Source organism: Oceanisphaera sp. W20_SRM_FM3 (genome assembly GCF_052119705.1).
Lineage (GTDB): Bacteria > Pseudomonadota > Gammaproteobacteria > Enterobacterales > Aeromonadaceae > Oceanimonas.
The window spans coordinates 1-14,408 of sequence record NZ_JBGQOP010000004.1 but is presented as its reverse complement, the minus strand read 5'-3'; the positions used below and the strand labels follow the sequence as shown (position 1 = coordinate 14,408).

The following is a 14,408-nucleotide window of genomic DNA, read 5'->3' as shown; positions in this document are numbered from 1 at the left end:
AAGCAAGGCAGGTTTCCCTGCCTCACTTATTAAATTTTACAAGCGCCACCGGCACAATCGTCTTCTTGCATATCATTTTGGGCGTCGGCGGCACCGTCGCGGGTATTATGATAATACAGCGTTTTTAAGCCGAACTTATAGGCGGTCAGCAAGTCTTTCAAGAGCTGCTTCATCGGCACGCGGCCACCCTCAAAGCGCGTTGGGTCGTAGCTGGTGTTGGCAGAAATCGCTTGATCCACAAACTTCTGCATCACGCCCACTAGGTGCAAGTAGCCGTCGTTAGAGGGCATTTGCCATAACAACTCATACTGGTTTTTCAGCGCTGCGTACTCAGGCACGACCTGCTTTAAGATGCCGTCTTTTGAAGCCTTCACCGACACCAAACCGCGTGGTGGCTCAATGCCGTTGGTGGCGTTAGAGATCTGACTTGAGGTTTCTGACGGCATTAAGGCGGTCAGGGTACTGTTGCGCAGGCCAGTGGTCTTGATCTGCTCGCGCAGGCTTTCCCAATCTAAATGCAGCGGCTCTTGGCACAATGCATCCAAGTCTTTCTTATACGTGTCGATCGGCAAGATGCCTTGTGAATAAGTGGTCTCATTAAATGCCGGACACGGACCAAACTCTTGCGCTAACTTAGCCGAGGCTTTCAGCAGGTAATACTGAATGGCTTCAAAGGTGCGGTGGGTTAAGCCCAGCGCGCTGCCATCGGAATACTTAACGCCATGTTTGGCCAAGTAGTAGGCGTAGTTGATCACACCTATGCCTAAAGTACGGCGATTCATGGAGCCATTTTGCGCGGCCAAGAGTGGGTAATCTTGATAATCGAGCAGCGCGTCCAGTGCGCGCACCGCCAAATCGGCCAACTCTTCCAGCTCGCTTAGGTCATTAATGGCGCCCAAGTTAAAGGCAGACAGCGTACAGAGTGCAATTTCACCCTCGGCGTCGTTTACGTCGGTTAGCGGCTTAGTCGGCAGAGCGATTTCTAAACACAAGTTGCTTTGGCGAATCGGCGCCACACTTGGGTCAAACGGGCTGTGGGTGTTGCAGTGATCCACGTTTTGAATGTAGATACGACCGGTACCGGCACGCTCTTGCATCATCAGGGAGAACAGCTCGACGGCCTTTACGGTGCGCTTGCGAATACTGGCGTCTTGCTCGTACTGGGTGTAGAGCGCTTCAAATTTAACCTGATCTTCGAAGAAGGCATCGTACAGGCCTGGGGTATCGGAAGGCGAGAACAAGGTAATGTCACCACCTTTGATCAGGCGCTGATACATAAGGCGGTTAATTTGCACGCCGTAGTCCATGTGGCGCACGCGGTTTTCTTCGACGCCGCGGTTGTTTTTCAACACCAGCAAAGACTCAACTTCTAAGTGCCACATGGGGTAGAACAAGGTGGCCGCACCGCCGCGCACGCCGCCCTGAGAGCAACACTTAACAGCGGTTTGAAAGTGTTTATAAAACGGAATACAACCTGTGTGGAAGGCTTCGCCACCACGAATCGGGCTGCCAAGTGCGCGAATGCGACCGGCGTTGATGCCAATGCCCGCACGCTGCGACACGTAGCGCACTATGGCACTAGAAGTGGCGTTAATGGAATCTAAGCTGTCACCACATTCAATCAGTACGCACGAGCTGAACTGACGCGTAGGCGTACGCACGCCGGCCATAATAGGCGTCGGCAGAGACACTTTGAATTGTGAGGTGGCGTCATAGAAACGCGTCACATAACCCAGGCGTGTTTCTTTGGGATACTTAGAAAACAGGCACGCGGCCACCAGCATATAGAGGAACTGTGGGCTTTCATAAATGTCGCCATTGATGCGGTTTTGCACCAAATATTTACCTTCTAACTGCTTTACTGCGGCATAAGAGAAGGTGAGGTCACGGTCGTGATTGATATAGTCATTGAGCGCGTCAAACTCTTCACGGCTGTAGTCGGCCAAAATATGCTGGTCGTATTTACCCGCTTCGGTGAGGCGCGTCACATGGTCGTAAAAATGCGGCGGCGTGAAGCGGCCATAGGCTTTTTTACGTAAATGGAACACGGCGAGGCGCGCCGCTAAGTACTGATAGTCGGGCGTCTCTTCCGAGATTAGGTCGGCGGCGGCCTTGATGATGGTCTCATGAATATCTTCGGTACGAATGCCGTCGTAAAACTGAATGTGGGAGCGCAGTTCTACTTGAGAAACGGAGACGTTATCCAAGCCTTCTGCTGCCCAATCGAGTACGCGATGGATCTTATCCAGATCGATCGGTTCTTTGGTACCTGAGCGTTTAGTGACCAGCAGACTTTTATTCATGAGGCAGATATTCTCCGTGGTTTTTTATGTGTAGTGCGCGGTCTTTGAGGGCGCGAGGCCAGACTGGCAGATAAAATCAAACACACTATATAGTGTGTTAAGTTTTTAATGGAAGCACTACATGTGGTTGTATGGGTCGTTAGCAAACACAATATAGAGTGTTGTGAGTTTTTTCTCAAGCCACCGAAAATGCCTAGGCCTGTGGATAGTCTGTGTTTAGTGGCGTGTGAGTTTGTAGTCACTAACGCCTATCCCTTGAGGAGTCAGGCGTTAGCGGTGGGCTGGTGTTTTTATGGGCAGCATGAAAGATTTTTAAAAATAATTGGCTTGCAAAATCGATGATTTAGGGAATTTGGTGCTTCTTTCAGCGGTTCAGTTCGACGGCATCTTTTAGCCAATTAGACAAGCCCAAAACGGTGTGGATTTGGTGGTCCGCTAGCCATTGATAGGGGTCTTCGCCAGCAGAAATATAACCCCAAACGGCCGCAATGGTGGTCATGCCGGCGGCGCGCCCAGCTTCCATGTCCCGTTTATGATCACCTATATAGACGCACCGCTCGGGCTCCACCACCAACTGCTCAGCGGCAAACAGCAAGGGCGCCGGATGGGGTTTTTTAAAGGCCAAGGTGTCTGAGCTGACGGTGACGCGGCAAGCATCAAACAGTGGCAACTCTGCCAACAAGGGCAGGGTGAGTGCCGAGGGCTTATTGGTGACAATACCCCAAGGAATATCATGCTGGTTTAACCAACCGAGCAGCTCAGGTACGCCCTCGTAGGGGCGGGTGTGATGACAGAGGTTTTGTCGGTAAAAGGCCAGCATTTGGCCGCGTAACGCTTCAATGCCGTGTTGCTCGATTAAGGCGGCATTGATGCCGGCCCTGAGCAGCGCATAAGAGCCGTCGGACGTGGTGCATTGCAATACCGCATCAGACAAGACTGGCAAGACTGGCAAGCCTAGGCTTGCTATAACATGGTTAGCGGCGGCACCCATGTCACCGGCGGTGTCGAGCAGGGTGCCATCTAAATCAAACAGTACCCCTTTAATGCTCATCTTGGTCGCCTTGGATGTTGGCGCCTTTCTTATTGGCTGCGGCGGCTTTATTCTCTAAGCGCAGCGTATTTAACACCGCATCAGCGGCGTCAGGCTTAACCGCGTACACCATATAGTTAACGTCGGCGTCCGTGCTTAACTTAAAGTCGCCGCTTAAGGGGCGATAGACCACGCCTGAGATGTCTTTTACGATTAAACCGGCGGCTTCTATATAGTGGCAAAGCTCGGCGGGGGTAATAAACTTCTTATGGTCGTGGGTACCCTTGGGCACCATCTTAAAAATATGTTCGGCGGCGGCTATCATCATCAGCCAGGCTTTGGGGTTGCGATTAATGGTGGAGAACACCAAGGTGGCACCCGGTTTGGCTAAGTCCGCACAGGCTTGCACCACAGAGGCAGGGCTTGGCACATGCTCCAGCATCTCCATGCAGGTCACCACCTCAAACTTGGCGGGCAGCTCAGCGGCCAATTGCTCGGCGGTGCTTTGACGATAGCTCACACTCACGCCAGCTTCTAGCGCATGCAAGCGCGCCACGGCTAAGGGCTCTTTGCCCATATCCACACCCGTCACCTCGGCGCCATCGCGGGCCATGCTTTCACTTAAAATGCCGCCACCACAGCCAATGTCGATAACCTTTTTGCCAAATAAACCACCGGCTTTATCGGCAATCCAGCTTAAACGCAGCGGGTTGAGTTGGTGTAACGGTTTAAAGTCGCCGTCTAAGTCCCACCAGCGCGAAGCCATGGCATCAAATTTTTCAATTTCTTGTTGATCTACATTCATGGACGGCGCCTTTATTGGGAGTTAAACGAAAAGTGAAATGAAATGTGCGAGCGGTCATTATAGCCAAGCAGCTGCTCGCTACTAGACCCTAAGGCACTTTACTATTTAGCCATATCTTACCTAATGGTCATTCCTAGTGCGCTTCTGTGCGCCTTATATGCTCCTTGCGCATATTTGTATGGTAGAATGCCCCGTTATTTTATTGCGATATCAACAATAAACTGGGGACAAGACTTGCTATGACCGATCTGGCCCGAGAAATCATGCCGATAAACATTGAGGACGAGCTAAAACGTTCCTATCTAGATTACGCCATGAGCGTGATCGTAGGGCGGGCGCTTCCCGATGTACGAGATGGTTTGAAGCCAGTGCACCGCCGCGTGCTGTTTGCCATGAATGAACTGGGCAACGACTGGAACAAAGCATACAAGAAATCGGCCCGTGTGGTGGGTGATGTAATAGGTAAGTATCACCCGCACGGAGACAGTGCTGTTTACGACACTATCGTGCGTATGGCACAAGATTTTTCTATGCGTTACACCTTGGTCGATGGCCAAGGTAACTTCGGTTCGGTAGACGGCGACTCCGCCGCTGCTATGCGTTATACCGAAATACGTATGGATAAGATTGCCCACGAATTACTGGCCGATCTGGATAAAGAAACCGTCGACTGGGTGCCGAACTACGATGGCACCGAGATGATACCGGCCGTCATGCCGACCAAAGTGCCCAACTTGTTGGTGAACGGGTCGTCAGGTATTGCGGTAGGCATGGCCACCAATATTCCACCGCACAACTTAAGTGAAGTGATCGATGGTTGTTTGGCGCTGATTGAAGACGAAAATATTACTATCGATCGCCTGATTGAGCTGATCCCGGGGCCGGATTTTCCGACCGGCGGCATTATTAACGGGCGTTCAGGCATTATTGATGCCTATCGCACCGGCCGTGGCAAAATCTACGTGCGTGCGGTGGCTGAAGTGCAAACCGATGAAAAAACCGGTCGCGAAACCATTATCGTGTCCGAGTTGCCTTATCAGGTGAACAAGGCGCGTTTGATTGAAAAGATCGCCGAGCTGGTAAAAGAAAAGCGCATCGAGGGCATCACTGCCCTGCGTGATGAGTCTGATAAAGACGGCATGCGTATTGTAATTGAAGTGCGCCGGGGTGAAGTGGGCGAGGTTATTTTGAATAATCTCTACTCACAAACCCAGATGCAGAACGTGTTCGGCATCAACATGGTGGCGCTCGATAACAATCAGCCGCGCATCTTTAACTTAAAAGACATGCTGGAATGCTTTATTCAGCACAGACGCGAAGTGGTGACCCGCCGCACCGTGTTTGAACTGCGTAAAGCCCGCGATCGAGCCCATATCTTGGAAGGTCTGGCTATCGCCTTGGCGAACATTGACCCCATTATTGAGCTGATCCGTGCGTCATCTACAGCGGCAGAAGCCAAAGCAGGCTTAATCAGCCAAGGCTGGCAGCTGGGCCACGTGGCCGCCATGCTGGAGCAAGCCGGTGATGATGCGGCGCGCCCTGAATGGTTAGAGCCGGAGTTTGGTATTCGTGATGGCATTTATCACTTAACCGAGCAACAGGCCCAAGCGATTTTGGACTTGCGTCTGCATCGTTTGACCGGTCTTGAGCACGAAAAGATCCTCGAAGAATACAAGGCGTTGCTGCTATTAATTGCCGAGCTTATTTACATTCTAAATACGCCTGAGCGTTTGATGGAAGTGATCACCGAAGAATTGGAGCTGGTCAAAGTTCAGTTTGGCGATGCCCGCCGTACTGAGATAACCAACTCCAGCTCTGAGATCAATATCGAAGATTTGATCAATCGTGAAGATGTGGTGGTAACCCTCTCTCACGAAGGTTATGTGAAGTACCAGCCGGTGACCGACTACGAAGCTCAGCGTCGTGGTGGACGGGGCAAGTCTGCGACCAAGATGAAAGAAGAAGACTTTGTCGAACGCTTGTTGGTGGCCAACACCCACGACACTATTTTGTGCTTCTCGACCGCAGGTAAGGTGTATTGGTTGAAGGTGTATCAGTTGCCTGAAGCCAGCCGCGCCGCCCGTGGTCGTCCGATCGTGAACATGTTGCCGTTAGGCGCTAACGAGCGGATCACCGCCATCTTGCCGGTGCAGGAATACTGTGACGATAAGTATGTGTTCTTTGCCACTGCCGACGGCACCGTGAAGAAGACCAGCTTGTCTGCCTTTAGCCGCCCATTAGTGTCGGGCATTCGTGCCATTAATCTGCGCGATGGTGATGAGTTAATTGGTGTGGACATCACAGATGGCAGCAACGAGATCATGTTGTTCTCGGATGCGGGCAAGGTAGTGCGCTTTGCCGAAGGCAGTGGTCAAGACGAAGTTGAAGTCATGACCGCCGAGCTGGTTGACGGCGAGATTGTGGAAAGTGATGACGCTGACTTGGCCGACGGCGAAGAGACAGACGTAGCAGACGCAGGCGACAGCAAACCCTTTAAGGGCGTGCGCCCTATGGGTCGTACCGCTGCCGGTGTGCGTGGTATTCGCTTAGGCGCCGGTGATAAAGTGGTGTCTTTGATTATTCCGCGTGGCGAAGGTCCGATCTTGACCGTAACTGCCAATGGTTACGGTAAGCGTACCGCGCTTGTTGAGTACCCAACCCGCAGCCGTGGCACCATGGGCGTGTTGTCCATTAAAGTGGGTGAGCGTAATGGTGCAGTAGTGGGCGCGATTCAGGTCGATGATACCCACGAGATCATGCTGATCACCAACGGTGGCATCTTAGTGCGTACCCGCGTACTCGAAGTGAGCCTGATTGGCCGTAACACTGCCGGTGTGCGTTTGATCCGTACCGGAGCAGACGAGCTGGTGGTGGGCTTGCAGCGCATTGAAGAATCTGAAGAAGAAGAGCTGTTGGACGAAGCCGGCATAGAAGGGGAAGAAGCGAATGCAACTGATGCAGAAGATGCAACTGCTGCAGACGCGACGGAACAGTCTGATGCTGACGACCAAGAGCAAGACGCGACGGATGAAGGCGATGCAGATGCAGAGCCTAATCAAGAGTAATGGTTGATTAACATAACAAGGGGCCTCCATGGCCCCTTTTGTTTATCTAAAGATGCGACTTTTAGGTTGCTCGCTAGGTAAGGTAAAGACCGAATAGACAAAATCTCTTTAATTTAAATGCTCGGCGGTGTAAAACGATCACCTCAACATGATGGTTCGCCATTATGGTCATCTAGCGTGTGCTCCCTTGAGTTCCAAGGCGGACCTTGGGTGTGCAACGGGCGTTTTATTGATTATTTAGCAGACAGGATAACGCAGGGAAATGGCAAACATGGTTTATAACTTCAGTGCAGGTCCGGCTATGCTGCCGGTAGAAGTCATGCAGCAGGCGCAAGCTGAGTTCTGTAATTTTAATAACTTAAACGTCTCCGTCATGGAGATGAGTCATCGCAGCAGTGATTTTATTGCGGTGGCAGCCGCCGCCGAGCAAGACCTGCGTGATTTAATGCAGATCCCAGATAACTATAAGGTGCTGTTCTTGCAAGGCGGCGGCCGTGGTCAATTTGCCGCCGTGGCCATGAACCTGTTGGGCAAAAATGCCAAGGCTGACTATATAGTGACCGGTCAGTGGTCTAAGTCTGCGGTAGAAGAAGCAGAAAAGCTCGGCACAATACGCGTACTGGACGGTTTTGGCGATGCCGAAAATGGCTTGCGCCCGCTGGCCAGTAGCTGGGATCTGGACCCAAGCGCTGCCTATGTGCATTACTGCCCGAACGAAACCGTAGACGGTATCGAATATCACTTCGTGCCTAAAACCGGTGATGTGCCTTTGGTGGCGGATATGTCTTCTACTATCTTGTCGCGCCCGATTGATGTAACCCAGTTCGCGCTGATTTATGCTGGCGCCCAAAAGAACATAGGCCCCTCTGGCTTAGCCGTGGTCATAGTGCGTGAAGACTTGTTAGCTCAAGCTTGCCCACAAACGCCGGTGATCATGGACTATGCGGCCATGGCCAAAGCGGATTCTATGGTGAATACGCCGCCGACTTACGCCTGGTATTTGGCCGGTTTAGTGTTTAAGTGGTTGAAGCGCCAAGGCGGTGTAACCGTGATGGGCGAGCGCAACAAGGCCAAGGCCGACTTGCTCTATAACTACGTGGATGCCAGCGATTTTTACAGCAATAACGTGCACCCACAAGCGCGCTCCTGGATGAATATTCCGTTCCAACTCAAAGACGAAAGCTTAAACGCCGCCTTTTTGAAAGAAGCAGAAGCCGCTGGTTTATTGGCGCTGCAAGGCCACCGTTTAGTGGGCGGCATGCGTGCCAGCGTGTACAACGCCATGCCGATTGAAGGCGTGCAGGCGTTAGTGACCTTTATGGAGAAGTTTGCCAAGCAACACGCTTAAACCCAAGCACGTGATGGGTGAGGAGTGAAGGGTGAAGAGTACGAGATACCCCTGCACTTGAAGGTTGGGTGTTAAGGGTAGTGCCTCACACCTCACTCTTTACCCCTCACCTTGTTTAATTGAAAGGATCTCTTGTGAGTATTAATTATCTGGCCTTGGCTAATGCTGGGGTTGAAAAGTTGCACCCTTATCAGCCGGGAAAACCGGTGGCAGAGCTAGAGCGCGAGCTGGGCATTAGCAATAGCATTAAACTGGCTTCCAATGAAAATCCGTTAGGCCTGGGCCCTAAAGCGCGCGCCGCCATTGAGCGGGCACTGCCGGATTTGGCGCGTTATCCCGATGCCAATGGCTTCGCCTTAAAGTCCGCTTTAGCGGCCAAGTTGGCGGTGAATACCGAGCAATTAATTTTGGGTAATGGCTCCAATGAGCTGATTGACTTGGTGTATCACACCTTCGTCTCGGCGGGCCAACAAGTCGTCTATTCCCAGTACACCTTTATTGTGTATGCGCTGGCCACCCAAGGCCACGGTGCCGAAGCGATAGTGGTACCAGCGAAAGACTTAGGCCATGACTTAGATGCCATGGCGGCCGCCATTACCGAGCGCACTAAGTTGGTGTGCATTACTAATCCCAATAACCCGACCGGTACCTTTTTGACCAAAGCCGAGTTGCGCGCGTTTTTAGCCAAGGTGCCAAGCCAAGTACTCGTTATCTTGGATGAAGCCTATACCGAGTATGTGGCACAAGATGAGCGTCATCCGTCTATCGAGTGGTTGGCGCAATATCCGAATTTAATCGTCTCGCGTACTTTTTCTAAGGCCTATGGCTTGGCGGGGTTGCGAGTGGGTTATATGGTGGCAAACGCCGAGTTAATTAGCGTGTTAAACCGAGTACGTGAACCCTTTAACTGCAACAGCTTGGCATTGGCCGCGGCAGAAGCCGCATTAGGCGATGACGCTTACCTGACTGAAGCTGTAGACTTAAATCGGCGGGAAATGGCGCGCTATGAGGCTTTTTTTGAACGCCGAGGCATCAGCTACGTGAAGTCGCGTGCCAACTTTATTACCCTAGATCTGCAGCGTGATGCGACTCCCGTGTACGAGGCCTTGTTGCGTGAAGGTGTGATAGTGCGCCCGATTGCCGGTTATGGCTTGCCGACGTGCTTGCGCATCAGCATTGGCCTTGAGCAGGAAAATCAGCGTTGCATGGACGCGCTGGCTAAGGTGTTGGGCTAATTACGTTAAATAAATCGTTTTACCTCGCTTTAACTCAAACACATCAATAAAGCGCGGCACTCACCCGCGACTGGACGCGCAGAGCCAGTAAGCTTGCCCTGCGCGCGCCCTCCTGTTAACGTCTTCACAGCTCAGTTGTGTTTATTCTTACCTCTAGGAATCATATGGAAAGCCTTAAACTATCTCCCATTGCTCGTGTGGAGGGCACTATTAATCTGCCCGGCTCTAAATCATTGTCAAACCGGGCCCTGTTGCTGGCGGCTCAAGCCCAAGGCACGACGCACCTGACTAACCTGCTCGACAGTGATGACACGCGTTATATGCTAGATGCGCTTAAGACGCTGGGGGTGCGATATGAATTATCTGCTGATAAAACCGAATGCGTGGTGCAGGGCTTAGGCCGAGCGTTAAGCTCCAAAGAGCCTGTGTCTTTGTTTTTAGGCAACGCGGGCACGGCTATGCGCCCTTTATGTGCCGCGCTGTGTTTAGGCTCAGGTGAATTTACCCTGACCGGCGAGCCACGTATGTGGGAGCGGCCCATTGGTCACTTGGTGGATGCACTGCGCGAAGCTGGCGCCGACATCAGCTATTTAAAAGACGACGGTTATCCGCCACTGTTTATTAACGGCAAAGGTTTGTGGGGCGGTGACGTACACATAGATGGATCGGTTTCTAGCCAGTTTTTAACGGCGCTGTTAATGGCCGCTCCTATGGCCTCGGGCGATACTCGGGTACACATTAAAGGTGAGCTGGTTTCTAAGCCTTATATCGACATTACCTTGCACGCCATGAGTCAGTTTGGCGTGCAGCTTGAGCACGATAACTACCAAACCTTCTATATCAAGGGCAACCAAAGGTATGTGTCGCCGGGCGAATTTTTGGTAGAAGGCGATGCGTCTTCTGCTTCGTACTTCTTAGCCGCCGGTGCCATTAAAGGTAAGGTGCGCGTGACGGGCGTGGGCCGTAACAGCATTCAAGGTGATGTGAAATTTGCCGACGTATTAGAAGCCATGGGTGCCAAAATCACCTGGGGTGACAACTTTATCGAAGCTGAGAATGTTGGCCCGCTGCAAGCCGTGGACATGGACATGAACCATATTCCCGATGCAGCCATGACCATAGCTACCACCGCCTTGTTTGCTAATGGCGTTACGCGCATTAGTAATATTCATAACTGGCGAGTGAAAGAAACCGATCGCTTGTATGCGATGGCCACTGAGTTGAGAAAGTTGGGCGTAGAGGTGGAAGAGGGCGAAGACTATCTAGTCGTGACGCCTGCCACCGAGTTACAAGAGGCAGAAATTGCCACTTATAACGATCACCGCATTGCCATGTGTTTTTCACTGGTGGCGTTAAGTGATACGGCTGTGGTGATCTTAGATCCTAAGTGCACCGCAAAAACCTTCCCCGATTACTTCGAACAGCTAGCCAGTATTAGCTGTTAACCGAATAGCGCCGAGCTCTAAGCGCCCAGTTAAAAGAAAACACGGTTCTTTGTTTTCCTTAGTGCTGGGCGCTTAATGCTATATCTAATGATGTTTCATTTTTTCTAGGGTATCGCGGGCTTTTATTTCTGCCGCATCCAGCTCGGCGAGCACTTTTCCAATATCTTCTTGTTGTTGACGTAAGCTGGCGCGCTTTTCAGCTATCATGGCCACCATGGAATGGAGTTGAGGGCGGGATCTGTGCTCGGCGTCATATAACTCAAACAGCTCTCGCATTTCTGCCAAACTGAAGCCGAGGCGTTTACCGCGTATGGTCAGGGCTAGCCTAAATTTATCTTTGTGACTATAAAGACGAGCATTGCCTTTGCGCCTTGGCGACAACAAGCCAAGTTCTTCATAGTGGCGTAAGGTGCGAGGAGTAATATCAAACTCATGAGCCAACTCAGAAATACTAAAGGTCACTTCCACATTGGGCATGACGAACTCTCCTTACTCACCAACAGATACAATGGAGGGCAGACCATACACCTATATTAAGAGGCTGTGAAGTCTGACTTAGGCTCAGCAATGATCTTACGCCAATCTGGCCGTAGCAGACAGCTATAGCAAATAAGAGGAGAACAAAGGTGTTTATATTCAAGGTGCAAGGCGCGAATGGCGGTAACGCAGAAATTCGTATACAAGCACTCGATTGGAGTGAGCAGGGTGACACTACTCTTAGCTGCGATACGGACCCGTTGGCCGTATTATTACTGACCGAATGTCGCTCTGGTAAAGGATACTTTGATTTACTGGCGGGCACTAAGCCCATGTATGTTGAGCAATGGTTGGAATATCTACAAGAGGCCAAGTTGTTGAGTCAGGTTGAAATGAGTATTCATAGCCCGTTGGAAGCAGGCTATGAAGAGCTATGCGGCTTAGACTCGGAGCAGATAAAAACGCTGCTTAATCTTGTGTATCAAGTGGGCGGTTTTAATCGGCTGCAAATTATGCGCTACCTTAAACACCGTCATAGTGCGGCGACTATGTCGACCCATTACAACGCCGAAGAATTACAGCGTTACCGCCACTTGGGGCAATTGATTAATCAGCTGATCCGCTTTAAGACTAACGCATCTTAAAACAGTCCCTGAAGACTGTGCGCCTTAAGAGAGTGCCTGAAACTGTGCAAAATCAATGGGCTTAGCGATTAAGTAGCCTTGAACACCATCAATATGCATGGATTCAAGCAATTGCTTTTGCTGCATGGTTTCTACGCCTTCCGCAATCACATTGCAGCCTAAACGCTGAGCTAAATCCACTATCATGCGCACAAACTGCTGGCTGGTGTGGTCTTGGTCTAACTGTCTAACCAGTTGGCCGTCCAGTTTAACGTAATCTGGCTTCACTTCTTTTAATAACCGAAACGAGCCATAACCGTGACCAAAGCGGCTGACGGCATAGCGAGCACCGGCACTCCTGATCACGTCGAGTAAGCGTTTGCTGGCGTCAAGTTGGTGTTGTAGTACTTGCTCATCTAACTCAAATACTAACTTTGACGTGATATCTCGATCGCGTAACAAGATGCGTTCTAACCAGATTAAAAATGAGTTTTGCTGCAGGCTGGCGGGCGTGAGGTTAATAGCCCAACGTTGGCCCGTTAACGGTGATTGCTGGACTTGTTGCAGGATCATTTCAATGATCTTTTGCTCAAACAACATCGACATATTTAGGCGTTGCAGCATGGCAAATACGGTGCTGGCCGGATAAATACCGCCACTGGTATTGGGGAAGCGAGTATAGATCTCGTTATAACCTTGCATCCCTGCTTTATAAATCTGGGCTGGCTGAACTTGTAATAACACTTGATTATCGTCCAGCATACTCTGCAAACGTTGGCGCCATTGACTCTCGCCCATGCTATCAACTTCATCTTGCTTAAGTAGCATGCTCCAGCTGTTCGGTTCTTCGCTTTGAGCTTGGGCAAGCGCTAAGTCGGCGCGCGTCAATACTTGCTCTGCTTTTTGCCCCGACAATAATTGAGTAAAGCCGATGTAGCCAGCAGATGACAGCTCGTGAATGTGTTGATAATGACACAGTTCTTGCTTAAGTCTTGCGCCCAAACGATTAGCCAAAGGTTCACACTGTCCTTTGAATAACACCGCAATGTCGGTGCCGCTGATGCGATATCCGTGAGCATCCAGCTCTGGCTGTATGACTTTGCGCACTATGGCGACAATATCGATCAAGTACTGATCACCCGCCTGAAAACCGTGCTGAATATTAATATCTTGCAGGCTATTGGCTCGCACTATCATCAAAGTGGCACTGGCCAGTTGATTATCATCGTTGAGTCGCAGCGCTAAGTCTCGGCGAAAGGCAAAGCGATTGCCGAGCATGGTGAGGCTGTCTTGAAAGCTTTGCTCTTGTGCCGCGTGTAACTGCTGCTTAATCGCGTTCAGCTGTTGATCGTGGTCTTGATGTAAATTAACAATTGCGCCGGCAGTCGGGGTTAAGTTGCTGGCTTTACGGGCAGCAGGGTCGAGAATAATGCGTTGTAATAGGCGATGTTCAGCAAGATAGGTTTTACGTAGGCGATGGTAGAGGGCCCAAAAAATCAGCAAGCTAGCAGCCGCTAAGGGGAGAGAAATGCGTAACCATTGTTGACTCGCCACTTGAGTATTAAGTCGATAAAACCGCAGTGTGTCGCCTTGAGTGTATTGCTGTGTGGATCCCAGTCGGCCAAACCACCAAGCAGATTTATGGTTAGCTGAAGATTTATCGCTCGCGATATCAACCATGCTTGTGCCAGCCCAAGTGGTCGTCTCTGGCTCGAGGTTTGAAGTTTGTGCGAGTTGGCGCTCAACAAGTGTTGCTTGTTGTTGCAGCGAAGAGTAACTGGCCCACCAAGGTATTAGGATGGCGAGTAACAGCATAAGGAAGCCGGACAGCAGTATAGTTTGACCAAAGGGATGTCGTTCCCGCATAGCCACAATCCTTGTTAAACTGGGTATAAAATGGAGGATGAGTATAACTGAGATAGAGTTTTAATTACTAAATGGAATGAGTGTTGTTCTAGAGTATTGCGGAGATATTATTTTTATAGCGACGTTACTTACAACTAAAAGTGGCTCCCCCTGCGGGACTCGAACCTGCGACATACGGATTAACAGTCCGGCGTTCTACCAACTGAACTAA

General features: G+C 50.8%; 10 protein-coding genes. 5 read left to right on the top strand and 5 right to left on the bottom strand.

The window, feature by feature from the left end; all coding sequences use genetic code 11:
* Positions 1–29: 29 nt before the first annotated feature.
* From nrdA to ubiG, 3 genes are all read right to left on the bottom strand, one after another.
* Complete coding sequence (gene nrdA / locus ACEN2G_RS03370) at positions 30–2,303, bottom strand: class 1a ribonucleoside-diphosphate reductase subunit alpha (RefSeq protein WP_442020056.1); 2,274 nt, start codon at positions 2,301–2,303, stop codon at positions 30–32.
* Between the two features lie 364 nt (positions 2,304–2,667).
* Positions 2,668–3,354 carry an HAD family hydrolase gene (locus ACEN2G_RS03365; RefSeq protein ID WP_442020055.1) on the bottom strand — a complete coding sequence of 229 codons (687 nt, stop codon included), beginning with the start codon at positions 3,352–3,354 and terminating at the stop codon, positions 2,668–2,670.
* Positions 3,344–4,138 (bottom strand): bifunctional 2-polyprenyl-6-hydroxyphenol methylase/3-demethylubiquinol 3-O-methyltransferase UbiG, encoded by a 795-nt coding sequence (ubiG, locus tag ACEN2G_RS03360; RefSeq protein ID WP_442020054.1) that lies wholly within the window; start codon positions 4,136–4,138, stop codon positions 3,344–3,346. Before ubiG ends, ACEN2G_RS03365 begins: the two co-directional genes overlap by 11 nt.
* A gap of 239 nt (positions 4,139–4,377) precedes the next feature.
* Between ubiG and gyrA the strand changes: the two genes are divergently transcribed.
* The 4 genes from gyrA (at position 4,378) to aroA (ending at position 11,231) form a co-directional block, all read left to right on the top strand.
* Complete coding sequence (gyrA, locus tag ACEN2G_RS03355) at positions 4,378–7,203, top strand: DNA topoisomerase (ATP-hydrolyzing) subunit A (RefSeq protein ID WP_442020053.1); 2,826 nt, start codon at positions 4,378–4,380, stop codon at positions 7,201–7,203.
* A 262-nt stretch (positions 7,204–7,465) separates the two neighbouring features.
* Entirely contained in the window at positions 7,466–8,551 is a 1,086-nt protein-coding gene (serC, locus tag ACEN2G_RS03350; protein ID WP_442020052.1) for a 3-phosphoserine/phosphohydroxythreonine transaminase, read from the top strand.
* Between the two features lie 134 nt (positions 8,552–8,685).
* Entirely contained in the window at positions 8,686–9,786 is a 1,101-nt protein-coding gene (hisC, locus tag ACEN2G_RS03345) for a histidinol-phosphate transaminase (protein ID WP_442020051.1), read from the top strand.
* Positions 9,787–9,950: 164 nt separating this feature from the next.
* Positions 9,951–11,231, top strand: coding sequence for a 3-phosphoshikimate 1-carboxyvinyltransferase (gene aroA, locus ACEN2G_RS03340; RefSeq protein ID WP_442020050.1), 1,281 nt, complete (start codon positions 9,951–9,953; stop codon positions 11,229–11,231).
* A gap of 84 nt (positions 11,232–11,315) precedes the next feature.
* On the opposite strand, the gene ACEN2G_RS03335 is transcribed toward aroA, so the two are convergent.
* Positions 11,316–11,708: a MerR family transcriptional regulator gene (locus ACEN2G_RS03335; RefSeq protein WP_442020049.1), complete on the bottom strand. Its 393-nt coding sequence runs from the start codon at positions 11,706–11,708 to the stop codon at positions 11,316–11,318.
* Between the two features lie 149 nt (positions 11,709–11,857).
* Here ACEN2G_RS03335 and ACEN2G_RS03330 point away from each other — a divergent pair, with 149 nt between their 5' ends.
* The gene (locus ACEN2G_RS03330) at positions 11,858–12,352 is read left to right on the top strand and encodes a hypothetical protein (RefSeq protein ID WP_442020048.1); all 495 of its coding nucleotides are present in this window, start codon (positions 11,858–11,860) and stop codon (positions 12,350–12,352) included.
* 24 nt (positions 12,353–12,376) lie between these two features.
* On the opposite strand, the gene ACEN2G_RS03325 is transcribed toward ACEN2G_RS03330, so the two are convergent.
* Positions 12,377–14,197 (bottom strand): EAL domain-containing protein, encoded by a 1,821-nt coding sequence (locus ACEN2G_RS03325; RefSeq protein ID WP_442020047.1) that lies wholly within the window; start codon positions 14,195–14,197, stop codon positions 12,377–12,379.
* Between the last annotated feature and the right edge of the window lie 211 nt (positions 14,198–14,408).